The 24,106-nt window shown below is 69.4% G+C and carries 21 protein-coding genes; 9 read left to right on the top strand and 12 right to left on the bottom strand.

Annotation, left to right across the window (positions count from 1 at the left end; genetic code table 11):
* Window positions 1-187: 187 nt before the first annotated feature.
* Window positions 188-454 carry a hypothetical protein gene (locus tag IE265_RS20050; protein WP_190037014.1) on the bottom strand — a complete coding sequence of 89 codons (267 nt, stop codon included), beginning with the start codon at window positions 452-454 and terminating at the stop codon, window positions 188-190.
* 1,283 nt (window positions 455-1,737) lie between these two features.
* On the opposite strand from IE265_RS20050, the gene IE265_RS20055 reads away from it, so the two are divergent.
* Complete coding sequence (locus IE265_RS20055) at window positions 1,738-2,541, top strand: GAF and ANTAR domain-containing protein (protein WP_229916311.1); 804 nt, start codon at window positions 1,738-1,740, stop codon at window positions 2,539-2,541.
* A gap of 31 nt (window positions 2,542-2,572) precedes the next feature.
* Window positions 2,573-3,298, top strand: coding sequence for a GAF and ANTAR domain-containing protein (locus tag IE265_RS20060; RefSeq protein WP_190037015.1), 726 nt, complete (start codon window positions 2,573-2,575; stop codon window positions 3,296-3,298).
* A 218-nt stretch (window positions 3,299-3,516) separates the two neighbouring features.
* Here the strand turns inward: IE265_RS20060 and IE265_RS20065 are convergent, their stop codons facing one another.
* A complete protein-coding gene (locus IE265_RS20065) occupies window positions 3,517-3,930 on the bottom strand; it encodes a DUF5994 family protein (protein WP_190037016.1) in 414 nt (137 codons plus the stop codon).
* A 1,115-nt stretch (window positions 3,931-5,045) separates the two neighbouring features.
* Here IE265_RS20065 and IE265_RS20070 point away from each other — a divergent pair.
* On the top strand, window positions 5,046-5,624 hold the full coding sequence (locus IE265_RS20070; RefSeq protein WP_229916312.1) for a DUF5994 family protein: 579 nt from the start codon (window positions 5,046-5,048) through the stop codon (window positions 5,622-5,624).
* Window positions 5,625-5,786: 162 nt separating this feature from the next.
* Here the strand turns inward: IE265_RS20070 and IE265_RS20075 are convergent, their stop codons facing one another.
* The 3 genes from IE265_RS20075 to IE265_RS20085 are packed head-to-tail and all read right to left on the bottom strand — an operon-like array spanning window position 5,787 to window position 9,220.
* Window positions 5,787-6,497, bottom strand: a complete 711-nt coding sequence (locus IE265_RS20075) for an ABC transporter ATP-binding protein (protein WP_190037017.1) — start codon at window positions 6,495-6,497, stop codon at window positions 5,787-5,789.
* Between the two features lie 6 nt (window positions 6,498-6,503).
* Window positions 6,504-7,889 carry an ABC transporter permease gene (locus IE265_RS20080; protein ID WP_190037018.1) on the bottom strand — a complete coding sequence of 462 codons (1,386 nt, stop codon included), beginning with the start codon at window positions 7,887-7,889 and terminating at the stop codon, window positions 6,504-6,506.
* A gap of 56 nt (window positions 7,890-7,945) precedes the next feature.
* Entirely contained in the window at window positions 7,946-9,220 is a 1,275-nt protein-coding gene (locus IE265_RS20085) for an ABC transporter permease (RefSeq protein ID WP_190037019.1), read from the bottom strand.
* 161 nt (window positions 9,221-9,381) lie between these two features.
* Here IE265_RS20085 and IE265_RS20090 point away from each other — a divergent pair, with 161 nt between their 5' ends.
* Together IE265_RS20090 and IE265_RS20095 are read left to right on the top strand one after the other, a co-directional pair.
* On the top strand, window positions 9,382-10,044 hold the full coding sequence (locus IE265_RS20090) for a response regulator transcription factor (protein WP_190037020.1): 663 nt from the start codon (window positions 9,382-9,384) through the stop codon (window positions 10,042-10,044).
* Window positions 10,035-11,225: a sensor histidine kinase gene (locus IE265_RS20095; RefSeq protein ID WP_190037021.1), complete on the top strand. Its 1,191-nt coding sequence runs from the start codon at window positions 10,035-10,037 to the stop codon at window positions 11,223-11,225. Before IE265_RS20090 ends, IE265_RS20095 begins: the two co-directional genes overlap by 10 nt.
* Before the next feature lie 236 nt (window positions 11,226-11,461).
* Here the strand turns inward: IE265_RS20095 and IE265_RS20100 are convergent, their stop codons facing one another.
* On the bottom strand, window positions 11,462-12,094 hold the full coding sequence (locus IE265_RS20100) for a DUF2461 family protein (protein ID WP_229916314.1): 633 nt from the start codon (window positions 12,092-12,094) through the stop codon (window positions 11,462-11,464).
* Between the two features lie 189 nt (window positions 12,095-12,283).
* Here IE265_RS20100 and IE265_RS20105 point away from each other — a divergent pair, with 189 nt between their 5' ends.
* Window positions 12,284-13,531, top strand: a complete 1,248-nt coding sequence (locus IE265_RS20105; RefSeq protein WP_190037022.1) for an MFS transporter — start codon at window positions 12,284-12,286, stop codon at window positions 13,529-13,531.
* A gap of 48 nt (window positions 13,532-13,579) precedes the next feature.
* Here the strand turns inward: IE265_RS20105 and IE265_RS38455 are convergent, their stop codons facing one another.
* Complete coding sequence (locus IE265_RS38455; protein ID WP_229916316.1) at window positions 13,580-14,083, bottom strand: DUF6023 family protein; 504 nt, start codon at window positions 14,081-14,083, stop codon at window positions 13,580-13,582.
* Between the two features lie 437 nt (window positions 14,084-14,520).
* Between IE265_RS38455 and IE265_RS20115 the strand changes: the two genes are divergently transcribed.
* A complete protein-coding gene (locus IE265_RS20115) occupies window positions 14,521-15,600 on the top strand; it encodes a glycerophosphodiester phosphodiesterase family protein (RefSeq protein WP_190037023.1) in 1,080 nt (359 codons plus the stop codon).
* 174 nt (window positions 15,601-15,774) lie between these two features.
* On the opposite strand, the gene IE265_RS20120 is transcribed toward IE265_RS20115, so the two are convergent.
* The 5 genes from IE265_RS20120 to IE265_RS20140 form a co-directional block, all read right to left on the bottom strand.
* Window positions 15,775-16,614, bottom strand: a complete 840-nt coding sequence (locus tag IE265_RS20120; protein WP_190037024.1) for a carbohydrate ABC transporter permease — start codon at window positions 16,612-16,614, stop codon at window positions 15,775-15,777.
* Window positions 16,611-17,972: an ABC transporter permease subunit gene (locus IE265_RS20125; protein ID WP_190037025.1), complete on the bottom strand. Its 1,362-nt coding sequence runs from the start codon at window positions 17,970-17,972 to the stop codon at window positions 16,611-16,613. The genes IE265_RS20120 and IE265_RS20125 overlap by 4 nt, the downstream gene beginning before the upstream one ends.
* A 5-nt stretch (window positions 17,973-17,977) precedes the next feature.
* Window positions 17,978-19,300, bottom strand: a complete 1,323-nt coding sequence (locus IE265_RS20130) for an ABC transporter substrate-binding protein (protein WP_190037026.1) — start codon at window positions 19,298-19,300, stop codon at window positions 17,978-17,980.
* Window positions 19,301-19,374: 74 nt separating this feature from the next.
* The gene (locus IE265_RS20135; protein ID WP_190037027.1) at window positions 19,375-21,048 is read right to left on the bottom strand and encodes a glycoside hydrolase family 13 protein; all 1,674 of its coding nucleotides are present in this window, start codon (window positions 21,046-21,048) and stop codon (window positions 19,375-19,377) included.
* A 162-nt stretch (window positions 21,049-21,210) separates the two neighbouring features.
* Window positions 21,211-22,485 carry an ABC transporter substrate-binding protein gene (locus tag IE265_RS20140; protein ID WP_190037028.1) on the bottom strand — a complete coding sequence of 425 codons (1,275 nt, stop codon included), beginning with the start codon at window positions 22,483-22,485 and terminating at the stop codon, window positions 21,211-21,213.
* A 195-nt stretch (window positions 22,486-22,680) separates the two neighbouring features.
* Between IE265_RS20140 and IE265_RS20145 the strand changes: the two genes are divergently transcribed.
* Window positions 22,681-23,196 (top strand): PadR family transcriptional regulator, encoded by a 516-nt coding sequence (locus IE265_RS20145; RefSeq protein ID WP_190037029.1) that lies wholly within the window; start codon window positions 22,681-22,683, stop codon window positions 23,194-23,196.
* Window positions 23,193-24,017 (top strand): ABC transporter ATP-binding protein, encoded by an 825-nt coding sequence (locus tag IE265_RS20150; protein ID WP_190037030.1) that lies wholly within the window; start codon window positions 23,193-23,195, stop codon window positions 24,015-24,017. The genes IE265_RS20145 and IE265_RS20150 overlap by 4 nt, the downstream gene beginning before the upstream one ends.
* Window positions 24,018-24,106: the final 89 nt, after the last annotated feature.

The raw sequence follows: 24,106 nt of genomic DNA on the forward strand, positions 1-24,106 counted from the left end.
TCGAGCTGGTCCTCGATGATGATGCGGCCGGCGGCCTCGATCGGGGTGCCGTGGTCGACCGGGTTCACGCAGTCGGCCCGGACCGGGCCTGGGCGAGCAGTCGACGGAGCGGGGTCGTGCGCCCGGTGGGGCGGAAGACCACCCGGAACCTCATGGCGCCCGGCAGGTTCGTCGGTCACCTGCGGCGTCAGCGCCCCCGACGATCCTCGCGCCTCCAGCGGGCCCGGTTCTGACGGCTGTACCGGCGGTCCCAGCGGTCGTGACGGTCCCGGCGCTGCTTGTAGCCCCGGTAGCCATTGAGATCGGAACCGTCGCCACGGATCCAACCTCCCCCGCGATCACGGCCGTGGCGGGTGACGCCGAAGATCAACGCGGCCGCAGCCACCCACCAGAGGGAATTGACAAAGCCGAGGCCGAACAGGACGGCGGTCAGAAGGAGAAGCAGAACGAACACGGCGGGCCTCCCAGGAGCAGAACAAACCATCACTGCCGGGGGCCAGGGCCTGTTCGCACAGCGTAGCCCTTTGCAGAGGTCGCGGACAGCGCCCCAGGTCCGCAGCGTGCGCCGGGAAGCGGACGACCCCTCGACGTCTGCCCCGGGAGTGCGGCGAGCGGTTACGTGCGTGGTACGGCCCCTTCGGCCGGCGTTCCAGGACCGGCATCGGTCCCGTGGGCATTCACCGGCCGTCAGGACCCGGACGCCGACGCGCAGTCCGAGGAGCCGCGGCTCGTGGTCAGGCGCCACCAGAAAATCTCTCCCCCTGAACACGTTCGGTGGGTGAGGCCCTTCGGCGGAGCGTACGAGGCGACGGGACGGCTGCCGGGCTGACGGTGCTTCACCTGCGATCAGCGCCCCGGCATGGGAGCCGCCCGATCACCATGGCGTGAACATCATGGTGCCCCTCCTCGGAGCAACCACGAGACCGGCCTCGGGACTATGCTGCGTACGGACGTCCCAGACCCTGGCGGGCCACCACCGCTTGGCCCACGTGCCCGCGGAGTGCGGACCACCCGTCCGCCCTCCCTGCGCACCCCGAGGTAACCGGCTGGGTCCCACGCTCCGGAACATCGGCTGCTGGAACGGTCATTCACCTGCCTGCACGACCGTACGACCGGCCGGCGCACCCGGTACGGTCCCGTGAACCGAGGCACCATGCCCATGGGCATCCCACCCATCCTGAACGTCTGCCGGCACGACACGGTCAACCGGGCGCTGGTCACGCTGACCGGCGAGATCGACCTGCAATCGGCGCTCTCGGCATACATACCGGAGGAGCGGTTCCCGCACGACGGCATCGACACCCTTGATGTCCGTGTCACCGACGTGGCCTCCTGCGACCACCGCGGCATCAACGCCTTCCTCCCCGCCCTGCCGCGCAGCACCACGGCCGAAGGACCATCGTCAACTGCACCGCTCGAGAGGGGCGTTGCAACACCTCGTCCCCCTCACCGACGGGGACTCCCGCTTCCTCGCCCTTCCGAATGCCTTCGCCGGGAGCCGACCGCCATCGCGGCCCCCTCCCGCGCACCGGGCGCGCATGACAGCGAGCGACCAGGGTCGACAATGCTGAACCCTGAGGCACCGAACGTGGCGGGCTCCCAGGACCGGGCGGATGTCGGAGGCGGCCGAAGGGCGGCCGAAGGGGCCACGCTTCTCACGCCGGATCTCCCCTTGGGGCTGCCGACGGCGTTGCGACCAGCAGATCTTGATCACCATGCCTGGACCCGGTGGTCGCCGTGATCCCCGACAGCAGGCCGGCGCGGATCCAGGCTCTCGTCGCCGAGCAGGCGGCTCTGCGCGGCGCCCGGGTGAGCGTCCTCGACGTGTGTACGGCGGCAGTGGCGGCTCTGCCCGTCGGCGGGGCCGGGATGTCCGCGATGTCCCTCAACCGGGCAAGTCATCCGCTGTGCAGCACCGACTCCGTCAGTCAGCACCTGGAAGAACTCCAGCTCACCCTCGGCGAGGGACCGTGCGTGGACGCCTACGTCCTGCGCTCGACGGTCCTGTGCCCCGACCTCCTGGCCGGTGAACTCCAGCGGCATTGGACGGTGTTCGCCGACGCGGCCCTGGAAGCCGGTGCCAGAGCGGTCTTCGCCTTCCCCCTGCAGATCGGGACCGTCAGCCCCGGCGTACTCGACCTGTACTCCAGCAGAGCCGTCGAACTGGACACGGAGGAGGTGGCCGACGCGATGGCCTTCGCCGACGCCGCCACGTTGATTCTGCTCGCTGCCCGGATCGGTGAGACGAGTGTCCCGTTCGAAACCCACGCGGCCGGCACCGGCCGGCAGGACACCAATCCCCCCGACGACCTGGGCGGATACCGAGCCGAGATCGACCAAGCCACCGGCATCCTCATGGTCCAGCTCGACGTCGGCTTCGAGGAAGCCTTCATCCGACTGCGCGCCCACGCCTACGCCCGGGGTACACGGATCTCAGCTGTCGCAGCCGACGTGATCGCCCACCGGCTCCGCCTCTCCTCGGACACAGCTCGGTCCGGCATCCAACCGCCGGAGGCGCGACCCCGCGACGAGGAGTCCTGATGCCCACGCCCCACACACAGAGGTGTGCACGATGAAGGAACAGCTGATGGCCCGGACGTTCGTCGAGCTCGCCGACAGTCTCGTCGCCGACTTCGACCTCATCGACTTCCTGCGCCTGCTCACCGATCGCTGCGTCGACCTGCTCGACGCGAGCGCCGCGGGCGTTCTGCTCGCCGACCGTGACGGCGTACTGCGTGTCATGGCCGCCTCCGACGAACGGGTGCGCCTCCTGGAACTCTTCCAGCTGCAGAACCAGGAAGGCCCCTGCCTGGACTGCTTCCACACCGGAACCGCGGTCTCCGTCCGCGACCTGCGCGACGTGACCGCCCGCTGGCCCCTGTTCGCCGCCCAGGCTCAGCGCAGCGGCTTCACGGCCGTCCAGGCACTCCCCATGCGCCTGCGCGACGAGGTCGTCGGTGCCCTCAACCTCTTCCACACAGCCCCGGCGCCGATCAGCCCCGCCGCCGCACCCTTCGCCCAAGCCCTCGCCGACGTCGCCACCATCAGCGTGCTGCAACAACGCACCACCGAGCGCAACACGCTCCTCAACGATCAGTTGCAGACAGCCCTCAGCAGCCGCGTCCTGATCGAACAGGCCAAGGGAAAGCTCGCCGAACGCCGCCACACCGACATGGAACAGGCCTTCACCACCCTGAGGGCCTACGCCCGCTCCCACAACCGCCGTCTCTCGGATGTCGCCCGCGCCTTCATCGACGAATCCGAATTCCTCCCCGGCCTCAGTTCCCGACGTTCCTGAGCGCGCTCTGCAAGCCGGAAGCGCGATGTCCTGGATCTCGCCCCGTTCGATGCGTAGCCCAATCTCCACGCCTCCGGGCTGCACCGCTCGGAGGCGCACTGAAGACACTGACAGCCCTCAACCGATCCGTGACGGAAGCCCGGGCTCACATCGCCCCTGGGTGCCGCCAGGCCGCAGCCGGTCCTGCGGAAACCGTCAACAGGGCGCGGTTCCCGACCTCAGGCTGTCTTCGTGACGGTGTCCATGCTGTCCATGAAGCACCCGGCCTCAGCCTCCGTGGCCCCGGGCGGTACGACCAGCAGGTCCCATCGGCCACGGCCGGGCGCCAGGAGACAGACGGTGGACGGGGCCTGCCGGCTGGTCGTCCTGCGCAGGCGGACCACCTGATCGGCCACGAGCAACCGCCCGGGGAACGGCGCCCATACGGCCTCGCCCACCAGGACACTGCTGACGTGCCCCCAGCCGGGCGGCAGTCCGCCCAGCAGCAGGGGCAGTTCGGACGTCAGATCGGTCGACCGGGGCCACCAGGCGCCGTCGATGCGCCGCGGCATGTGGACCTGTGCGAGTTGGGCCGACAGGCGCAGGCGTACGCCGGACGACGAGGAGAGCGGGGACGGGGGAGCGAGTGTCATGAGAACTCCTGAAGAGGACACGGTCCATCGGATTCACACGCGTCGGGCGGCGATGTGCTCCAGGGTGGGTCAGCGCGCGTCCCTCACCCGGCCGAGCCGCTCGAAAAGGCGGATGGCGGCGGTGGAGGGGTCCAACTGGCCGCGGTCGTCGTTCCGGGCGCGGCGACGAGGTCGGGAGCGTAACGCACCGCGGACGTGGGGTCGTTGCGGAACAGCCAGCCGACGTGAGCGTCCATCAAGCCCCGCGACCAGGCTCGTGCAGATGTGCCGTAGCGGTACGGAGAATGCGGATCGCCCGGGCGATCGGTGAAGGCGTGGTGGCGACGGTGAGTCGCGACCCAGCCGATCACGTCAACGCCGTGATCGTGAGCGACAGCCGTTCGCTACCGGTGCGCCGACACGTCGCTCCCCCGTGCGGGAAAGGTGCCCTCCCGTTGTACTCCAGGAGCGGCGGGGCGCTTTCCGGCTGCGCTGCGGACGGGGGACGGAGGAACTGGGATGACATGGGCGGTCCTTGACCTCGGTGACGTCAGTGCGGCCGGGGTCCTGGGCTGCGCCTCTTCGACGGCGGGTGGGTGGGTCGGTGCGATCGACGGACGGTGCTCGGACGCCGGGCCGGGGTGAAGCGGAACATCGGCCTGCGAAACGTCCGTTGCGAGATGCGGTCGTGTCCCCGTTCGCCAGGGGGCCGTGACACCGCTCGACGTCTGCGAAGGGTGACGGGCGCGCGTCCGCGACACGCAGAACCACTTCAGAGTCCACGGCGGCAACACGGACCTCCGTCCGGCCCTGCGCACGCGTGTGTGACCTCGGAACGGGGAGGGCGGTGCACGGCTTCGGATGTCACGGGGCGGAACCTGCCCGGACCTGTGCGGCCCGCGTCTTTCCAGCGACGAGGACGAGGCCCGTGCGATCACCGGCGTACGACGTGCCCTCGACGTCTTCACCGTACTCCTCCCGTACTGCAGCCGTGGCCGGACCAGGAGGACCGGGCGAAGGAGTACGGTGGAGGTACCGAGGGCATTTCGCACACCGGCTTCCACGCCGGGTCGTTCCCGGCGAAAGGCGAAAGCCGGACCGCGGCTTCACGGGCGGCCCGGGGATGGGTCCTCATCATGACCACTACCTTGGAAGCAACCCTCCCGCTGCGCTCACCCGTCGGAACTCCCCGCGCCCGTCTCGCGTTGAAGGCCGAGGTCCCCTCCCGAGGACTCCTCGACGGCGCCTGGTGGCCGCGGTCCCGCGACCTTCCGCGCGAACTGGCCGCGCTCACCGATGTCTTGGACTCCCTGTGGGGCCGCATCACCCATGTCGCCGTCAATCCCGAGCACTGGCCGGTCATCCCTCGCAAGGTGGCCGTCAGCGGTCATGCCGTGAAGGTCGGCTGGTTCACTCCGGAGATCGACCCGCACAAGCTTCTTCTGCTGTCCTACGGCACCGGCCGCTGGGACCTGCTGGTGATTCCGCCCGAGACCGGCCCGGAAGCAGCCGCACGTCTGATGGCGGCGGCATCCGAGCACAGTGGCCCGCAACTGACCGCGAGCGCGCTCATCATCGCCGACCGGGCCCTGCACGCCGTCTCCGTGCCCGACCAGGTGCGGACCGCGGAGACGGCGTGGGAGTCCGAGGGCGGCGCCTCGCAGGTCCGGGCGGCCGTCCCGAGCCTGGACAGCCGACTGATCATCGGCATGTGAGGTGCGCGGACGGCCAGGCAGGCTGCCTTCGAATCATGTATCAGCCCTGTGCCGTCACCGACCGCCGGGGGCTGCCGCAGGCGGTCGGCGCGAGGGCGAGCAGGGGCAGGGGCAGGGGCAGTGGCAGGGGCAGCTTCTGTCAGCACCGCGCGGCGCGGATCTTCATGGGGTGTTCGCCTGTTCGGTGAGCTTGCCCTTGCGCAGGTTGAGGACGCGGTCCGACTGGGCTGCCAGCCGTTGCGAGTGGGTGACGACGACCACGCATTTGTCCTGCTGATGGGCAAGGTCGCTGAATGTGTCGATGATTCCTTGGGCGGTGCCCTCGTCGAGGTTTCCGGTGGGTTCGTCGGCGAAGAGGATGTCGACGTCGCAGGCGAGTGCGCGGGCGATGGCGACGCGCTGCTGCTGGCCGCCGGAGAGCTGCATGACGTTGCGGGTGGCCATCGCCTTGTCGAGGCCGATGTCTCCCAGGAGTTGCAGGGCTCGTGCTTTGCGGCTTCCGGTCGCGGGCTTCGCGCCGGTGATCTCCATGGCGGTGGTGACGTTCTGGAGGGCGGTCATGTAGGTGAGGAGGTTGTACTGCTGGAAGATCGTGGCGGCGTGCTTGTTGCGGTAGCGGCCGAGGCCGAGGTGGGAGAGGTCCTGTCCGTTGAACGCGATGCTGCCCCTGGTGGGGGTGTCGAGGCCGCTGGCGAGGGAGAGCAGCGTGGTCTTGCCGCTGCCGGAAGGGCCCAGGATGGTGTAGAAGGTGCCGCGTTCAAAGGTGTACTCGACGTCCCGCAGGACCGTGGTCCGGCGGCGCTGTCCGGAGTAGGTGTGGCTGATGCCGGCCAGGTGCAGGACGGGCGGGGCCGTGGTGGTGGCGGTAGTCATGGCGGGTCACTTGCCCTTCGTGAGGATGGTGCGAGGGCTCAGGCGCAGCACGGACGCGGCCGGGACGACGGTGGCCAGGAGACCGATACCGATGCCGATGGCGCCGACGGCGGCGAAGTCCGCCGGGTCGAGTGCGACGGTGATCTCACCGATGGGGTCGGCGTTCTCCACGGGCCTGTCGTCCGGGTCGATGCCCTGGTCGAGTCCGGTGCTGCCGAGGGCCGGGGGTTTCCAGGAGTCGAGCTTCTGTGCGGCGGCGGAGGCTTCCTTTCCGAGCAGTGCCTGGCCGGCGCTCTGGGTCAGCTGCGGGGCGAACAGGGAGCTCACGCCGAGGGCCAGGACGGCGACGATCACGATCTCCAGAACCTGCTGGGCGATGAGCCTGCTCTTCTTCTCGCCCATCGCCAGCAGGACGCCGTACTCCGTGCGGCGCTGCTTGACGGCGAGATTGACCAGGAGGGCGAGTACGGCCGCGCCGGCGAGGGCCATCAGCCACATGGCGAGGGTGGCCGTGGAGCGGATGCTCTTGAGCGGGCCCGTCATCTGCTGAACGGCCTTGTCGTTGGCGTCCAGCTTGAAGCCGGCGAGCGCCGAGCCGGCGATCCGCTTCGCCCCGCTCTTGAACGCGTTCTGTGCGTCCGCGTCCTTCAGGAGGAACGTCGCCCTGCCGACCTTGCGCTGCGCGTTGCCCTCTGAGCCGAGGGCGGAGAGGCCGCCCACCGATCCATGGATCATGTTGGCCGGGCTGATGCCGTACTCGGGGTCGGCGTCGGTGGTGGGGCGCGGGTCGCGGTAGATGCCGCCCACGGTGAACTCGCCGGTGGTCTTCCCGTCGTTGCCGGTGAGGGTGATCCTGTCGCCGACCTCGAGGTCGTTCCGCTTGGCCAGTCGCTCCTCGATCAGGAGCTGCTTCTTGTCCTTGTCGGCGGCCGTGATGTGGCCACCGGACACGAGGGTGGACTTGCCGCTGCGGAAGTCGGGCAGCAGCGACGAGTCCAGGACACCCATGCCTATGGTTCCACCGGGGCCCAGGCCCATGGCGTCTTTCGGCCCTCCGTCGACGAGTTTGTTCCTGCCCGTGAGGAGGGCGCGGTCCCACATCGAGTAGGTGTACTTCTGTACCTGGGGCAGGGACCCGATCTTGTCGACGGTCGCGACGTCCATGCTGGGTGCCTGGAGCTGTGCGGCGTTTCCCATCCGGCTCATGTCCACGTCGAGGTTGACCTCGGCACCGACCGAGCGTTTGGCGTCCTGTTCGGCCCGGGCCGTCGCACCGTTGATCAGGATGCCTGCCAACACCATCACGGAGATGACGAGGAAGGTGGCGAGGGTGATCAGGGTGCGGCCCTTGCGGGCCCACAGGCTGAGCCCTGCGCGTTTGACGAAGTTCATGGGATCGGCTTTCTCGGTCCGTGCCGGCGGTTGAACGTCCGGCGACGTGGGATCGGCTATTCGGTGTCGGTGAGGATGGATCGGGGATGCAGGCGCAGGATCCCGATGCCGGGGACGACGGTGGAGACCAAGGACATCCCCAGCGCGATGCCGGCGACCTTGCCGACATCGGCCGCCTCGACCCGCACCGCGGGCGGAGCGATCCCGCTGTCAGGTGCGCGGGTCGCCGAGACCGGCTCGTCGTCCTGATGGCTCAGGAAGGCCTCCCCCGCGGCCTGTCCGCCCAGTGAGCCGGCCAGTGCGGCGATCGCGACCGCGGGCAGGGCCACGGCCGCCACCTCCACGAGGTGCTGGCCCATGAGCTTCCACTTCTTCTCGCCCATCGCGAGCAGCACCCCGAACTCGCAACGCCGCTCGCGGATCTGCAGCATCACGATGAGGCCGAGGATCAGGGCTCCGGCCAGGGCGATCACCCGGACGAGCAGGCCCGCGAACGTGCCGACCCGCTGAATGGGCAGGACCTGGTCCTTGTACGCCTTGTCGTTGACGTGGAACTCGAAGCCGCCCTTGCCCAGGAGATGCTCGGCCTCGACGTGCAACTGCCGGGCCTGGTCCGGCGAGCCGATCCTGAGCACCACCTCGCGCACTGTCGCGGTGCCGGAGGTCAGCTTCTTCGCTGTGTCCGCCGGAACGTAGAGCGTGTTGCCGGGGAGTTCATTCGGCGCGACCCACGTCGTCGGCTCCTGCGCCGGGTCCTGGAAGATGCCGACGATCTTCGGGGCCGACGTGCGCTTGCCGTCCGCGGACCCTATCCGGAAGGTGTCGCCCACTTTCAGACGGTTCTTGTCGGCCAGCCGCTGCTCGATCACCGCTACGTCGCGGCCCGCGTCCTCAGGGGTGATGCCGCGTCCTGCCGTCAGCTTCGTCGACCCGTACGAGAAGGGCAGCAGCATGTCCGAATCACGCACGCCGTTCACGGCCAGCGCGCCCTTGTCCTTCTTCCCGGCCGCGGTACCGCCCGGCTCCGGGACCCTCGACGTCAACGGCGCGAAACCCTGCGCGCCGGCCCGCACCGCGACCTCCGCGTTGTAGCGGTGCACCAGGGCGGAGCCGCCGAGCCGGTCAGCCAGGGCCGGGGTCAGGCCCTCCTTCCTGACGGTCGCATCGACGCCGATGGCGCGCTGCGCGTCGGCTTCCTGGCGGGCCGCGGCGGCCTGCAGCAGGAAGCCGCCCAGGAGCAAGGTGCAGATGACGAGGAAGATCGCGAGCAAGGCCGCGGTCTTGGACTTTCTGGCACCAAGGCTCGTCCCGGCACGCTTGACGAAGTTCATGGCGAAGACGAAAGCAGCCCGCTGTTTACTGGGGGATAAGCGTGTTACAGCAACATAAGGACCTGTTCGCGCGATCCGACCGGTCACCCTGTCGATCAGTGCGAAGGATGCGCTTCCGCGTCCTTATCCGCCTGTAATCACGATCTTGGTTTCCTGGAGTCATGAGAGTCCTGGTAGCCGAAGACCACCGTGTCCTGGCCCGTACCATCGCCACCGGTCTTCGCCGCCAGGCGATGGCCGTGGACATCGCCGCGACCGGCGACGAGACGGAGCGGATGTGCCTGCTCACTGCCTACGACGTGCTCATCCTGGACCGCGACCTGCCGGTCATGAGCGGCGACGAGGTCTGCAGACGGCTGCGTGAACTCACCGACCCACCCCCGATCCTGATGCTCACCGCAGCGGGCGAACTCACCGACCGGATCTACGGGCTGACCGAGCTCGGAGCCGACGACTACCTGGGCAAGCCTTTCGACTTCACCGAACTCGTCGCCCGCGTGCGGGCGCTGAGCCGGCGCGCCCCGAAGCCGCCCCCGTCCGTCCTCAGCTTCGGCAATCTCACCCTGGACGAGACGCGCCGTGAGGTGTCCGCGGACGGGACCACGCTGGAGCTGTCCGTGAAGGAGACCGCTGTCCTGCGGCTGCTGATGCGGGCCGGCGGAGCACCGGTGGCACATGACGAGATCGTCCGCGCCGTCTGGGACCAGCATCTCAACACGTCCACCGGCGTGGTCCGCACCACCGTCAGCCGCCTGCGCGGCAAACTCGGCGACTCCTGCCTGATCCTCACCGACAAGGGAGAGGGATACCGGCTGTGCGACTGAACCCCCGAGCGCTGCTGAGCAGGCTGCACTTCCGCACCCGCCTGGCCATGGCGTTCTCCGGACTCTTCCTCCTCGCAGGCATCGTCCTCCTCACCTTCGTCGTGATACTCGCCCGCCACGGAACAGCCCAGCAGGTCCAGGGCGTCGCGATCACTTACCAGGACGCGCCCAGCGGGCGGACCACACACCTCGAACCCGTACGCCCGACGCGTCCCGACCACACTGCCCGACCCCCGAGCGACGTCGCCACGCTCCAGAAGATCGAACAGACCGTGCAGGCCGTCCAGGACACCGCACTGCGCCAGATGGTGCTCTGGTCCGCCGTCGGCCTCCTCGTCATGGCCCTCCTGACAGGATTCCTCGGCTGGTGGCTCGCCGGACGCGCACTGCGACCCGTGTCCTCCATGACCGAAGCCGCCCGACGCATCAGCGAACAGAACCTGCACCAACGGCTCGCACTCACCGGGCCGGACGACGAACTCCACCGCCTCGCCGACACCTTCGACACCATGCTCGACCGGCTCGAGCGATCCTTCGAGAGCCAACGCCGCTTCGTGGCCAACGCCTCCCACGAACTCAAGACACCCCTCGCCGTCCAACGCACCACACTCCAGGTCGGCCTCGCCGACCCCCTCCCCGACGACCTCGTCGAAGTCCGCGAAGACCTGCTCACCGCCAACCGGGAAGCGGAACAGCTCATCAACGCACTCCTGCTCCTGGCCCGCGGCGACCGCGGACCGGAGAAGACCGAGCCCGTGGACCTCACAGCGAGCGCCGAGTCCGTGATCGCCGAACTCGCCCCGCTCGCGGCCGAATGCGGCATGCGCGTCGACACCGACGCCGCCACGTCGCTGGTCGTTCCCGGCGATCCCGTCCTGCTGCGCCATCTGCTGACGAACCTGGTCCGCAACGCCATCCAGTACAACCATCTCGGCGGCCACGTCCTCGTACGCTTCGACGCCGCCACCATGACGGTGACCAACACCGGTCCCCTCATCCCCGCCGACCGCATCCCCGACCTCTTCGAACCCTTCCGGCGCCTCGACCAGGACCGCACTGCGACCACCGGCCACGGCCTGGGCCTCTCCATCGCCGCTTCCATCGCCCAGGCCCACCACGCCACCCTGACGGCCCGGCCCGGCCCAGAGGGCGGACTGATACTCACGCTGCGCTTCCCCTGAGCGTCGGCCACGTCGGCGGATCACCCCTCTGACGACGGTGAGGGCCACCGAAACAGGAGGCAACGCCTGGCGTGCCCGGGACCGGCAGGTCTCCAACCACCACGGGTGAGACCGTCGCCATGATGTCCTGGGCGGGTCCATTTCTGCGCCGGGCCGGCGGGGGCAGCAGGCCTCCGCCCGGCCACAGCCGCCGCCACGGGCGCGGTTACTCCCGTGCCGCGCGGCAACCGCGCGAGTCAGGCGGCGCTCTTCACATGGCGGACCAGCCACGCCAGCAGGGCGTCCAGGTCGGCGGCGGCCGAGAGGAACCGGTCGACTGCCTCGGGGGTGTGCAGCCACTCCTCGCAGCCGAGGGAGCGGGCGGCGATCAGAGAACGGTGCCGCAGCAGGTCCGTACGACTGCCGCTCGTCGGGTAGCCGCGTGGAGGGCGTTTCATCACGTCCCCGGAGACGTCGTAGCCCTTGTTCCGCACGTCCTCGACGATGGCGGACAGTTCGCGGCCGCTCCCCTCGGCGGCCACGGCCTTGCGGAACATGTCCACCTGACCGGGATCGGGGTACCACCAGGCGCCCTGGATCCGCAGACCGTCCAGGGAGAACCGGACACCGATCTCGACCTTGCGGCCGAGGCGGATCACCGCGCTCTGGTTCTGCCACCACCAGGAGCCGGTGCGGTAGTGCCAGACGGAGAAGTCCTCGTAACGCGGGTCGGCGTCCGCGACATCGCTCAGCAGCGCGACCATCGGCCGGCGGACCAGGCGTTCGCGATCCGCACGACAGCGCTCACGGGTCGCGAGGGTCGGTTCGGCCTGGAGCTGCCACAACACGTCCATGGCCTGCTCCGGCCAACCCGTGAACTGTCCCTGCATGCGGGCAGGTTAGCCCACGCGCGGTCCACGTACGGGGACATCGGACGGGGAGCGGGGTGAAGTGGACTCCTCCCCGCACGGCTTGAATCAAGCCGTGGGGCCGTCGCCCGTGCGGAGGCCCTTCGCCCGTCAGCGGCCACGGATAAAACCCGTTGATGAGAGCGCGCCCCAACCCCGACGATCAGGCGCATGTCTGCTGCCCTGGCGCCGCTGCGTCACCGCCCGTTCCGTCAGCTACTCATCGGGACGACGGCGAACCTGCTCGGCAACGGCGTCGCGCCGATCGCTCTGGCCTTCGCCGTGCTCGACGCCACCGGCTCGGTCGGCTCGCTGGGGTTGGTGGTCGGCGCCCACTCCCTCACCAGCATCCTGTTCCTCCTCTACGGCGGAGTACTGGCCGACCGGCTGCCGCGCGGCCCGCTCCTGGTCGGCTGCAGCGTGGTGAGCGCCGCGAGCCAGGCGGTGATCGCCTCCCTGGTCCTCACCCACAACACGGCCATCCCCCTGCTGATGGTGCTCGCCGCGGTCAACGGGGCGTCGAGTTCCTGCTACCAGCCCGCCGCCCAGGCGCTGCTGCCCCAGACCGTGCCGGCCGACTCCCGCCGCGCCGCCCTCGCGCTTTCCCGGATCGCCGGCAGCAGCGCGATGATCGCGGGTGCCTCGCTGGGCGGCGTGCTGGTCGCCGCGGTCGGCCCAGGGTGGGGCCTGGCAGTCGACGCGCTGAGCTTCGCGCTCGCCGCCGCGTGCTTCGCCCAGGTCCGCGTCCAGGTCCCACCGCCCGTGCCCAGCCCCGGCGTGGTCCACGAACTGCGGGTCGGCTGGCAGGAGTTCACCTCGCGCAGCTGGGTGTGGGTGATCGTGGTCGCGTTCTGCTTCCTCAACGCCGGCCTCACCGCCTCGTTCACCGTCCTCGGCCCGGCCGTCGCCGACACCACCGGGATCGGCCGCACCGGCTGGGGACTTGCCCTCGCCGCGGGATCGCTCGGCGCGGTCGCCGGCGGCGTCCTGTCGCTGAAGTGGCGGCCCCGCCGCGCGATCCTGATCGGCTGCGCCCTGATGGGCCTGACGGCGACGACCCCGCTGCTGCTCGCGCTCGCCCCGTACACCTGGGCGCTGGTCGCGGCCAACTTCGTGGCGGGCGTGGGCACCGAACAGGCAGGTGTCGCCTGGTACTCGACCCTCAACGAGCAGATCCCCGAGGACCGCCTTGCCCGCGTCTACGCCTACGACGACCTCGGCTCCTACCTCGCACTCCCGCTCGCCCAGTTCGCCGCCGGACCCGCCGTACTCCTCCTCGGCCTCCATGCCACCCTCTACGCGGCCGCGGCGCTCATCCTCCTCGCCACGCTCACCATGGTCGCCACCCCGTCCATCCGCGCGCTGGCCCCGAAGCCCGCAGAACCACTGCCCGCCTCCGAAGCGCCGGTGCCTCGCTGAACTCGACCTGGACGCGCACAAGAACCGCAGGCGGCGTTTCGGGCACGCTCAGATCCTGTCGATCTGCCAGCCGATCATGCCGGTGGCTGCCTTGTCGCCCCTGACGTCGATACGGAAGGGCTCGTCTGCGGTGAGGCGTTGCTGGACCACGGCCCCGTCACACGGCACTGTGGCCTTGTTGCCCGCGCCGGCCGGGGTGAGCAACAGCCGGGCAGTGCCGGTACCGACACACACAAGGTTGAGGCGGTACGTCTCGCCCTTGTCCAGCACGGGCTCCGTGTGGATACCTTCGCTCGCCCGTTCCACGCCGGACTCCACCGTGCTCCCGCCGGCGAAGCCGGCGAGAGCCGCCTCAACCTGCCCGGTGAGCTCCTTCTCCGATACGCCGGGGGAAATGGCGCCCGCCGTCGCGGTAGTGGTGGGTGAAGGTGACTCGTCAGCGGTATCCCTGCCGCCGGACGTGCAGGACGCCAGCAGGAACGCGGACGCGAGTGCGATCCCCACATATGCGCCGACTCCCACATTCCCACCGGCCTTCGCCTTGGCGATCACCGCGCGCAGTTCCCACTTCGCATGCGGCTCCCGGACGCTGCCGGGTCGCCCGAAGGGTCATGGCTGTCGGCAGTTGCCATCGCCGTGGGCGCGCCCAGTACGAGCAGCGCAGTGGCAGCGCTGGTCGAGGCGCGCCGTGTGCCGATGCCCATGTCTCACCTCTCCGGTGGACCGCCCCCGTGGCGATCCATACCCGAGAACCTACGTACACAGCATGGGCACAACAAGAAGATGATCAACCTTCTGAGCGTAATTTGAGGATCCATCCACAAAACGAGCGAAATTCGCCCGACGCCCCCTATGGGACTGGGCCCGCTCCATCTCCTGACGTGACGGTTCGGGCGAAATTCATCATGTGCTCACGCCTGATCCTTGCGGAGGCCGAATACCTGGCCTTGGCTTCGCTGCGTCCAACCGGTTCAACAGACGAGGCACAGATGGCCCTCCGGCACGCAGTCGCCAGCCTGACCTTCCTTTCCGTACTGGCCGCTCCGGCCACGGCTCAGGCGGCTACAGCCACCCACGATCACCAGCACAAGCCCCCGCGCAAGACCGCTTTCGACCTGCAGGCACACCGCGGAGGCATCGGGCTGACCACCGAGGAGTCCCTCGAGGGCTTCGGCAAGGCACTGCGCCTCGGCGTCAGCACACTCGAGCTGGACACGCAGGTCACGAAGGACCAGAAGGTCGTCGTCACGCACGACCGCAAGGTCAGCGCCCAGAAGTGCGCGGACACCGCCCCGGTCGTACCCGACGATCCGCTCTACCCGTATGTCGGCAAGTACATCAAGGACCTGACTCTTGCCCAGGTCAAGACGATGGACTGCGGCTATCAGCAGCTTCCCGGGTTCCCGGAGCAGGAGCAGGTCAAGGGCTTCCGGATGGTCGAGCTGAAGGACGTTCTCGACCTGGTCAAAAGGTACAAGGCGAAGCGGGTCGGGCTGAACATCGAGACGAAGGTGGAGGCCGGCGCTCCGGAGCAGACCGCTCCCCGTGAGCTGTTCGTCCGCCGGGTCTTCGAGGAGATCCACCGGTCGGGCATCGAGAAGCAGGTCTCCGTCCAGTCCTTCGACTGGGGTGCGCTCAAGGAGATGCACCGGCTCGCGCCCGGCTACCCCCTGGTCGCCCTGACGAACTACGACTTCCTCCAGGTGGGCAAGCCCGGAGCGTCCCCCTGGCTCGGTGGGATCGACGCCGACGACTACGACGGCGACTTCGTGAAGGCCGCGGCGACCATCCGCGGCGTCACCGCGCTGTCCCCGAACTACGGTTTCCCGCAGAGCGGGACGATCGCGGACCCGGACTTCCGGTTCTACCCCGACAGGAAGATGGTCGCCGACGCCCACAGGCGCGGGCTGAAGGTCATTCCCTGGACCTGTGACGACCCGGCCACCATTGGGGCGCTCATGGACATGGGCATCGACGGGATCATCACCAACTACCCGAACCGCGTACGGCAGATCATGGCCGACCGCGGGATGCGGCTGCCCAAGGCGTATCCCGCACCGCGTCACTGATCCCCACGGCACACGCCCGGGCACGGCGTCCCGCGGACGTGTGCGAATCGCCGGCAGGCATTCCGGCGCCGCGTCCAGGCACCCGCCTTGCGTCGCCGTGCTGCCCCGGACGGCGTGTTCGTCCGGGGCAGCACGGCGGAAGCGGCACCACGCGGCTTCCGCGTGGCTGTTCCGTCACTTCACCGATCCGGCCATCACCCCCTGCACGAAGTGGCGCTGGAAGGCGAAGAACACGGCTACCGGGATCACCAGGGACAGGAACGCCCCGGGCGCCAGGACGTCGATGTTGCTTCCGAACTGGCGTATCTGCGACTGGAGTTCAACGGTCAAGGGCTGTGCGGAACCGTCGGCGAAGAGCAGGGCCACCAGCATGTCGTTCCAGACCCAGAGGAACTGGAAGATGGCGAGGCTGGCGATGGCCGGCCGGCCCACGGGCAGCACCAGCCGTGTGAAGATGCGCCATTCGTTCCCGCCGTCCATCCGGGCCGCCTCCAGCATCTCCTTCGGCATCTCCGCGAAGTAGTTGCGCAGCAGGAAGATGGCGAACGGAAGCCCGTAGGACACGTGGAAGAGGACGACGCCGGGAATGGTGCCGAACAGGCCGAGCTGGCCGAAGAGTTTGGCCACCGGCAGCAGCCCGATCTGGACGGGTACCACCAGCAGGGCGACGACGAGGAGGAAAACCGCGTCCCTGCCTGGGAAGTCCAGCCAGGCGAAGGCGTATCCGGCGAGCGCCGCGATGACGACGACGAGGACGGTTGCCGGGACCGAGATCAGTACGGTGTTCCAGAACGCCTGGGTCATGCCGGTGTTGCCCAGCAGCGCCGAGTAGTTGTCGAAGGACAGCTGCCCGGGGCTCTTCAGCGAGGTCCACCAGCCGCCGTCGGCCGTGTCCTGTGCCGAGCGCAGTGAGGACAGGAACAGGCCGGCGAGCGGGGTGAGCCATACCAGGCCGACGACGACGAGGAACGCCTGCACCAGGCTGCTTCCGAGCCCTCGCTTGAGCGCGTTCATCGTTGGCTCCCTCGGAAGCGACGGACGTTGAAGACCATGGCGGGGATGACGAGGAGGAGCAGCAGCACGCCCAGGGCGCTGCCAAGTCCCTGGTTGTTGCCGCCGCCGAACGACACCAGCCACATCTGGGTGGCCAGCACGGTGGCGTCTTCCTGCACAGGTCCCGGCGCGATGATGTAGATGAGGTCGAAGACCTTCATGACGTTGATGACCAGGGTGACGAAGACGACGGTGAGCACGGGTGCGAGCAGCGGGACGGTGATCCGTTGGAAGATCTGCCATTCGTTGGCCCCGTCCATCCGGGCCGCTTCGAGTGCGTCGCGGGGCAGGGCGGCGAGCCCTGCGCCGATGAGCACCATGGCGAAGCCGGTCCAGATCCACAGGTAGGCGCCGATGATGGCGGGTGTGACGAGCGCGGGTCCGAGCCAGGAGATGCCGTCGTAGGGCGGGGCGAAGTTCGACGCCGGCAACTGCAGGGTGTAGGAGCCCGATCCGAGGTCCTGGAAGCGGAAGGAGCCGTCGGGCGCCGTGGTGGTACTGGCGATGGTCCTGCCGTCCTGCGCGACTTGGACGGTCATGGCCGGCAGCCCGCTCTCCTTCCGGTCGACCTGGCCCTGCCGGCCGCCGCCGCCGCGGGTGAAGTCCAGGTAGACGACTCCGCGCAGTTCGTCGGGTGCCGCGGTGCGCTGGGCCGCCGGGTGGGCGGGCCGGGCGTTCTGCGGCAGGTCCTGCGGGAGGACGCCGACGAGGCCGAGGTCGACGGTACGGCCCGGGGAAGCGGTCGCGGTCGTGCGGTACGAGCCGTCGGCCTCCTCGGTCAGGCCCTGGCCGTTGCGGGGGCGGGCGGTGGGATAGGTCGATGTTCCGGTGAAGGCGTCGTGCACGGACACGGCGGCTGCGTTCAGGACGCCCTTGTCGGGGTCTTCGTCGTAGGCGAGCCGGAAGATGATGCCCGCGGCGAGGAAGGAGACGGCCATCGGCATGAACAGCAGCAGTTTGAACGCGGTTGCCCAGCGCACCCTTTCGACGAGGACGGCGAGGACGAGTCCGAGTCCGGTGAGCAGCGTCGGAGCGACGACCACCCAGATCGCCGTGTTGCGGACGGCCCTGATCGTGGCGGGGTCGTGGAACATCTCGCTGTAGTTGGCGCCGCCGACGAAGCGCGTGCCGGAGGCGTCGAAGAAGCTGCGGCCCACGGAGAACAGCACCGGGTAGACGACGAGCGCGCCGAGCAGCAGGAGTGCGGGGAACACGAAGGCGACGGCGATGATCCGGCCGCGGCGCCGGGCGCGGCGCCTGCCGTCGGGCTGGGTGACCGGCGGCGGCCCGCCCGCTTCCTTGAGGAGGGTGGCGGTCATGGTGATCAGCCCTTGTACGCCTTGGCCGCCGCGCTCTCCAGTGCGGCGGCGGTCCCCTTGGGGTTGGAGGGGTCGCGCAGGAAGTCCTGGAGCAGCTTCCACTCGCCGGCGCCCTTGGTCCCGCCGAACGCGGCCGGTGCCTGGTCGGACATGTCGAAGCGGACCGAGTCGCCGGCTTCGATCAGGGACTTGGCGGTCTCGCGGGTGACGTCGTCGCCGTAGGAGGCGAGGTCGAGCTTCTTGTTCGGGGACAGGAAGCCGCCCGCACCGGCCCAGACCGCGGATGCCTCGGGGGTGGTGAGGTACTCGAGGAACTGCATGGCGGCCTTCTGGTTCTTGCCGTCCTTGAGGACGACGGCCGCGTCACCGCCGCTGACCACGGGGGCTGTGCCGTCGCCGACCGCCGGGAAGGGGAAGAAGTCCGCGTCCTGGCCGATCTTCCTGCCGAACTGGTCCTTGGCGACTCCGGCGACGAAGTCGCCTTCGTAGACCATGCCGGCCTCGGGCTCGGGGCCGAAGACCTTCTCGACGGAGCCGGGGAAGTCGGTGTTGAGGGCTCCCTTCTGGCCGCCGGCTATCAGCTGCTTGTCCTTGAAGAGCTTGCCGAGGGTGGTGAGGGCCTCGACGACGGTCGGGTCGGTCCACTTGATCCGGTGGGTGGCCAGGGCGTCGTACTTCTCGGGTCCGGCCTGGGAGAGGTAGATGTTCTCGAACCAGTCCGTGAGCGTCCAGCCGTCCTGGCCGGCGACGGAGAAGGCGGCGAGGCCCGAGTCGGAGACGGTGCGCCCGGCCTTCAGCATGGCGTCGTACGTCGTGGGGGGCTTGACGCCGGCCTGGTCGAAGGCGTCGGGGCTGTACCAGACGGTGGACTTGTGGGCGGCCTTGAAGTACAGGCCGTACAGGGTGTCGTCGACGCTGCCGTAGTTCTTCCACACGCTTGCGTAGTCGGCGGTGATGGTCTGTTCGGCGGTCTTGGACAGGGGCGTGAGCCAGCCCTGCTTCGCGAACTGCTGGAGTACGCCGACCTGCGGGACCATCACGACGTCGGGGGCGTTGCCGCCCTCGATCTTGCTGCCGACGACGGTGGAGACGTTGTCGCCGGTGGAGACGAACTGGGTCTTGGCACCGGTCTTCTCGGTGAAGGCGTCGAGGACCTTCTGGAAGTTCTTCTGCTCGCTGCCGGACCAGACTCCGGCCACGGTGATCGTCTGGCCGCTGAGGGACTTGTCGTCGCTGCCTGCCGTGACGGGGCCGCCGCCGCAGGCGGTCGCGCCGAGGGCCAGGACCAGGGTGGTGCAGCTCGCGAGCAGGGTCGTACGTCGCATCATCGTTGATGCCCTTTCGGGAGAGCGTGAGATCGGGTGGGCGGTGTGGCTGCTGTGGGTGAACTTGCGGTGGGGCGTCAGGGATTGGCGGGGTCGCTGATCCACCAGGCGGCCGTGGACCCGGGCAGGACGCCGGGCGCGCAGGGGCCGCTGGAGAGGAGCGGGGTGGTGGAGACGGGTGCGGGTGTGGGTGACGTGCCGAAGTTGACGGCGCACACCAGTCCGTCGCCGCGGACGAAGGCGAGGACACCGGGTTCGGTGTCGAGCCAGCGCAGGTCGCCTTCCCCGAGCTGGGGAAGTGCGGAGCGCAGTTGGAGTCCGTCGCGGTAGAGGTGCCAGAAGGAGCGGGTGTCGGCGAGTGCGCGGTCGGTCGCGTACTGGGCGAAGTAGGCGGGCTGCGGCAGCCACGGCTTGGCGCTCTCCGCGCCGGGGGTGAAGCCGAACGGTGAGGCGTGGCCGGACCACGGCAGTGGTACCCGGCAGCCGTCGCGGATCCGGGCGCGGCTGCCGGTGCGGCGGAATATCGGGTCGGTGAGGACGTCGTCGGGGAGGTCGACGACTTCGGGCAGCCCGAGTTCTTCGCCCTGGTAGATGTATGCGGCTCCGGGCAGTGCCAGCATCAGCAGGGCGGCGGCGCGGGCGCGGGCGGCGCCCAGGCCGCTGCCTTCGGTGCCGAGTTCGCCGTAGCGGGTGACCGTGCGGACCTGGTCGTGGTTGTTGAGTACCCAGGTGACGGTCGAGCCGGTGCCGGCGATGTCCTGCATGGCCTCGGAGATGACTTTGCGGAAGGCGTCGGCGTTCCAGGGTGCGCTGAGCAGGTCGAAGAAGAAGGCCTGGTGCAGTTCGTCGGGGCGGACGTAGCGGGCGTGTTCGCGGGCGGTCGGCACGGAGACCTCACCGACGAGCAGCCGCTCCCGGCCGTCCCGGGCGGTGTACTGCTCGCACACGGAGCGCCAGTGGCGCCAGACGTCGTGGACCTCGGGCTGGTTCCAGGCGAGCGGGTTGACGGAGTCGCGGGTGCGGGCGTCGGCCTCGGGGTCGGGTGAGTCGGGCAGGTGGGGGTGCTTGTAGAGGCCGGCCGCGACGTCGATGCGGAAGCCGTCGACGCCCCGGTCGAGCCAGAAGCGCAGGACGTGGTCGAAGTGGCTGCCGACTTCGGGGTTGCGCCAGTTCAGGTCGGGCTGCTGCGGCGTGAACATGTGCAGGTACCACTGGCCGGGGGTGCCGTCGGGTTCGGTGACCCGGCTCCAGGCGGGGCCGCCGAACATGGCGTGCCAGTTGTTGGGGGGCCGGGTGCCGTCGGGCCCTTGGCCGTCGGCGAAGTGGAAGCGGGCGCGGGCCGCGCTGCCGGGTGCCGAGTTCAGTGCCTCCTGGAACCAGGGGTGGTCGCTGGAGCAGTGGTTGGGGACGATGTCGAGGAGCACGCGGATGCCGAGGCGCCGTGCGTCCGCCATCAGCAGGCCGAACTCGCGGAGGTCGCCGAAGAGGGGGTCGACGTCGCAGTAGTCGGCCACGTCGTAGCCGTGGTCGTGCTGCGGTGAGGGGTAGAAGGGGCTGAGCCAGATGCCGTCGACCCCGAGCTTCCTGAGGTAGGGCAGTCCGGTGCGGACCCCGGCGAGGTCTCCGATGCCGTCGCCGGTGCTGTCCAGGAAGCTGCGGACGTACACCTGGTAGATCACTGCGTCGCGCCACCAGCGGTGCGTGTTGAGCGTCACCCGTTGACCTGTCTGTGCGTGCCTTCGGTTATGCATGCATGTTAGGTAGAGGTGTCGCGAGGCTGTCAATGAGTGCGCGGACCGAGGAACTGAGTTGGGTAGCTATAAGCGCATATTCCACCCCGACACTCGCGAGATGAGACAGCAGCGTTACCTAACATGTAAGTAGGGAGTCGCCGGATGCGCAGAGAGGAGGGCTCAGCCCCGGCGCGAGATGGCGGCGAGTTCGCGCGCCAGCCGGCGCACGGCCGCTTCGGGCGTCTGGTTCCCGGCCATGGCGTCGTGGACCACGGCCTGCACGGCGAGACTCACCTGGTCGTAGCGGGGACTCTTGGGGCGCGGCGCGGCGGCGAGCACGCCGGCACGCAGCGTCGGCAGGTACGGGAAGCGGCGCACCAGCGCCGGATCCCTGTACAGGGCCGCCCGCACGGGCGGCAGCGCGCCCTGGGTGAGTACCTGCCGCTGCACCGGCTCACTCGTGAGGTACGCGATCAGACGGGCTGCGGAATCGGGGTGCCTGGCCTGCGCGTTGACCGCGAGGTTCGAGCCTCCCAGCACACTGGCCCCCGGCCCGTCCGGCCCGGGCAGCGGGACCGTACCGACCTTCCCCGCGACCGCCGAGCCCTCGGCGGCGGCACCCACGTAGGCGTAGGGCCAGTTGCGCAGGAAGAGGAGACGGCCGTCCTGGAAGGCCTGCTTGGACTCCTGCTCCTTGTACGCCAGCGCCTTCTTCGGGATCCAGCCCTCGCGTACGCCTCCGGCGAGGAAGTCGATGCCCCTGCGGGCCGCCGCCGAGTCCACCGTGACGCGTTCGCCCTCGTCGCCGAGGATCGTGCCGCCGGCCGAGTAGACCGCCTCGGCGGCGTTCACGGTGAGGCCCTCGTACGGCAGGAACTGACCGGCGTACCCGTCGAGCCCGTACTTCGGCGCGACGGTCTTCGCCTGCTGCTCCAGTTCGGCCCAGGTGCGCGGCGGCGCGAGCCCCTCCTTGGCCAGGATGTCCTTGCGGTACAGGAGCAGTCCGGCGTTGGTCACGTACGGAACGGCGTACAGCCTGCCGTCGTACGTGGCGGTGTCCACCACCGGCGACAGGAAGCTGTCGAGCGGGAACCGACCGCGGGGCAGCGGGGCGATCCAGCCGGCCGCGGCGAACTCCGAGGTCCACGCGACGTCGATGTTCAGGACGTCGAAGCGGCTGCGGTCACCGCTGCGCAGATCGGTGGCCATCTGTGCATGGGTCTCGTCCGCGGAGTCGGGCAGTTCGACGAGGGTGACCTTCTCGCCGGGGTGACCGCGGTTCCACCCCTCGAGCAGGGGACCGAGGTAGTTGGTCAGGTCCCCGGCGGTGGCCAGTGTCAGCGGGCCCCGCCCGGCCTCGTGCGCCCCCTCGGAAGACTTTCCCGAGGCGACGTAACCGGACATGGTCACCGCGACGACCAGGAGACCCCTACCGGCGGCGCGTATCCACCGCATAGGTTCCTCCCTGTACCGGCACCGGGCACCATCGCCCGGGTCAGAGCCATGTATACCTGTTAGCCATGGGGCGATACTAGGGGCCGCGGAACATTGGCCCTCAGCCCCAGGGCTGCCGGTGGATGGGACCGCGGCACACGACAACCTTGCCGTCCCGAGGGCGAACCGAGAAGAGCAGAGGGAGGAGAGACGCGAGTGCGGCTGCCCCTCCTGGCCCTGCTGGCACGCGGATCGGCCCATGGCTACGAGCTCAAGCAGGACCTTGAGCAACTCCTGGGCGCCGCGTACCCTCAGCCGAACGTCGGCCAGATCTATGTGACGCTCGGCCGCCTCGAGAAGTCGGGACTGATCGAGGGCGAGGAAGTCGAGCAGGCGAGCCGGCCCAACAAGAAGATCTACCACCTCACCGACGCCGGGCGTGAGGCGCTGCGCGCCTGGTACGAGGAGACGGCGGACGAACCGCGGGTACGCGACGAGTTCTTCATGAAGCTCGCCCTCGCCCCGCAGACCGGCCTCGCCGACCAGATCGCCCTGATCAACAAGCAGCGGCGCCAGTACCTCAACACCATGCGCGAACTGTCGAAGCTCGCCGCCACCGAGAACCGGGACAACCGCATCTCCCAGCTGCTCATCGAGGGCGCCATGCTGCATCTGCAGGCCGACCTCGACTGGCTGGAGCGCTGCCAGGAAGAGTTGGAGGAGCTGGAATGAGCCGCACCCCTCCCCGGCCGCGCGCCGAGAACCCGCCACGGCCCGCAAGCTCGGCGCCACCTGCCCAGGACAGCCGGGACACCCCGGTGCTGCGCGCGAAGGACCTGGTCAAGACACACCACGGCGAAGGGGCGCCCGCCCGCGCCGTACGCGGCGTCGACCTCTCCGTACGGCGTGGGGAGTTCGTCGCCGTCACCGGCCCGTCCGGCGCCGGGAAGTCGACCCTGCTGCACCTTCTCGGAGGCCTCCAGCGACAGGACTCCGGCTCCATCTGGCTGGACGGCATGTGCACGGACCGGTTCAGCGAGGCCCGCTGGGCGACCGAGCGCCGACGCCGCATCGGCATCGTCTTCCAGTTCTTCAACCTGGTGTCGAACCTCTCGGTCGCCGACAACGTCGAACTGCCCGCCCTCCTCGCCGGAGTGTCCCCCAAGCAGGCCCGCGCCGAGCGGGAGCAGCTCCTCGACGAGCTCGGCCTGCAGGGCAAGGAGCGCAGCATGCCGGGTGAGCTGTCCGGTGGTGAGCAGCAGCGCGTCGCCCTGGCCCGCGCCCTGGTCAACCACCCGCCCCTGCTCCTGGCCGACGAGCCCGCCGGAAGCCTCGACAGCAAGGGCACCCGCGAGGTGACCCGGCTGCTGACCCGCTTCCACCAGCGCGGCCAGACGATCCTGCTGGTCACGCACGACGCACGCCTCGCGAGCGCCGCGGACCGGGTGATCAGCTTCTTCGACGGACGGATCGCCGACGACGCCGAACTCGACCGGGTGCCCCCGCGCGGCACGGGCCTGGGCATATCCGGCGTGCTGGAACTGAAGGACTGAAGCACCATGCGTACTCCTCCTTCCCGGCGGCCGACGCGGCCCGGTGCGGGCAACCCTCCGCCTGGCGACGCCCGTCCCGTGCGTGTCCC

Source organism: Streptomyces fructofermentans (genome assembly GCF_014651055.1).
GTDB classification, from domain to species: Bacteria; Actinomycetota; Actinomycetes; order Streptomycetales; family Streptomycetaceae; genus Streptomyces; species Streptomyces fructofermentans.

What these genes read in the sequence shown, in the direction of transcription:
- IE265_RS20065 (WP_190037016.1), bottom strand. Translation starts at nt 3,930, where the DNA reads ATGACACTCGCTCCCCCGTCCCCGCTCTCCTCGTCGTCCGGCGTACGC.
- IE265_RS20105 (WP_190037022.1), top strand. Translation starts at nt 12,284, where the DNA reads ATGTCTGCTGCCCTGGCGCCGCTGCGTCACCGCCCGTTCCGTCAGCTA.
- IE265_RS20080 (WP_190037018.1), bottom strand. Translation starts at nt 7,889, where the DNA reads ATGAACTTCGTCAAACGCGCAGGGCTCAGCCTGTGGGCCCGCAAGGGC.
- IE265_RS20140 (WP_190037028.1), bottom strand. Translation starts at nt 22,485, where the DNA reads ATGCGGTGGATACGCGCCGCCGGTAGGGGTCTCCTGGTCGTCGCGGTG.
- IE265_RS20125 (WP_190037025.1), bottom strand. Translation starts at nt 17,972, where the DNA reads ATGACCGCCACCCTCCTCAAGGAAGCGGGCGGGCCGCCGCCGGTCACC.
- IE265_RS20090 (WP_190037020.1), top strand. Translation starts at nt 9,382, where the DNA reads ATGAGAGTCCTGGTAGCCGAAGACCACCGTGTCCTGGCCCGTACCATC.
- IE265_RS20150 (WP_190037030.1), top strand. Translation starts at nt 23,193, where the DNA reads ATGAGCCGCACCCCTCCCCGGCCGCGCGCCGAGAACCCGCCACGGCCC.
- IE265_RS20135 (WP_190037027.1), bottom strand. Translation starts at nt 21,048, where the DNA reads ATGCATAACCGAAGGCACGCACAGACAGGTCAACGGGTGACGCTCAAC.
- IE265_RS20060 (WP_190037015.1), top strand. Translation starts at nt 2,573, where the DNA reads ATGAAGGAACAGCTGATGGCCCGGACGTTCGTCGAGCTCGCCGACAGT.
- IE265_RS20085 (WP_190037019.1), bottom strand. Translation starts at nt 9,220, where the DNA reads ATGAACTTCGTCAAGCGTGCCGGGACGAGCCTTGGTGCCAGAAAGTCC.
- IE265_RS20130 (WP_190037026.1), bottom strand. Translation starts at nt 19,300, where the DNA reads ATGATGCGACGTACGACCCTGCTCGCGAGCTGCACCACCCTGGTCCTG.
- IE265_RS20100 (WP_229916314.1), bottom strand. Translation starts at nt 12,094, where the DNA reads ATGCAGGGACAGTTCACGGGTTGGCCGGAGCAGGCCATGGACGTGTTG.
- IE265_RS20070 (WP_229916312.1), top strand. Translation starts at nt 5,046, where the DNA reads ATGACCACTACCTTGGAAGCAACCCTCCCGCTGCGCTCACCCGTCGGA.
- IE265_RS20075 (WP_190037017.1), bottom strand. Translation starts at nt 6,497, where the DNA reads ATGACTACCGCCACCACCACGGCCCCGCCCGTCCTGCACCTGGCCGGC.
- IE265_RS20120 (WP_190037024.1), bottom strand. Translation starts at nt 16,614, where the DNA reads ATGAACGCGCTCAAGCGAGGGCTCGGAAGCAGCCTGGTGCAGGCGTTC.
- IE265_RS20115 (WP_190037023.1), top strand. Translation starts at nt 14,521, where the DNA reads ATGGCCCTCCGGCACGCAGTCGCCAGCCTGACCTTCCTTTCCGTACTG.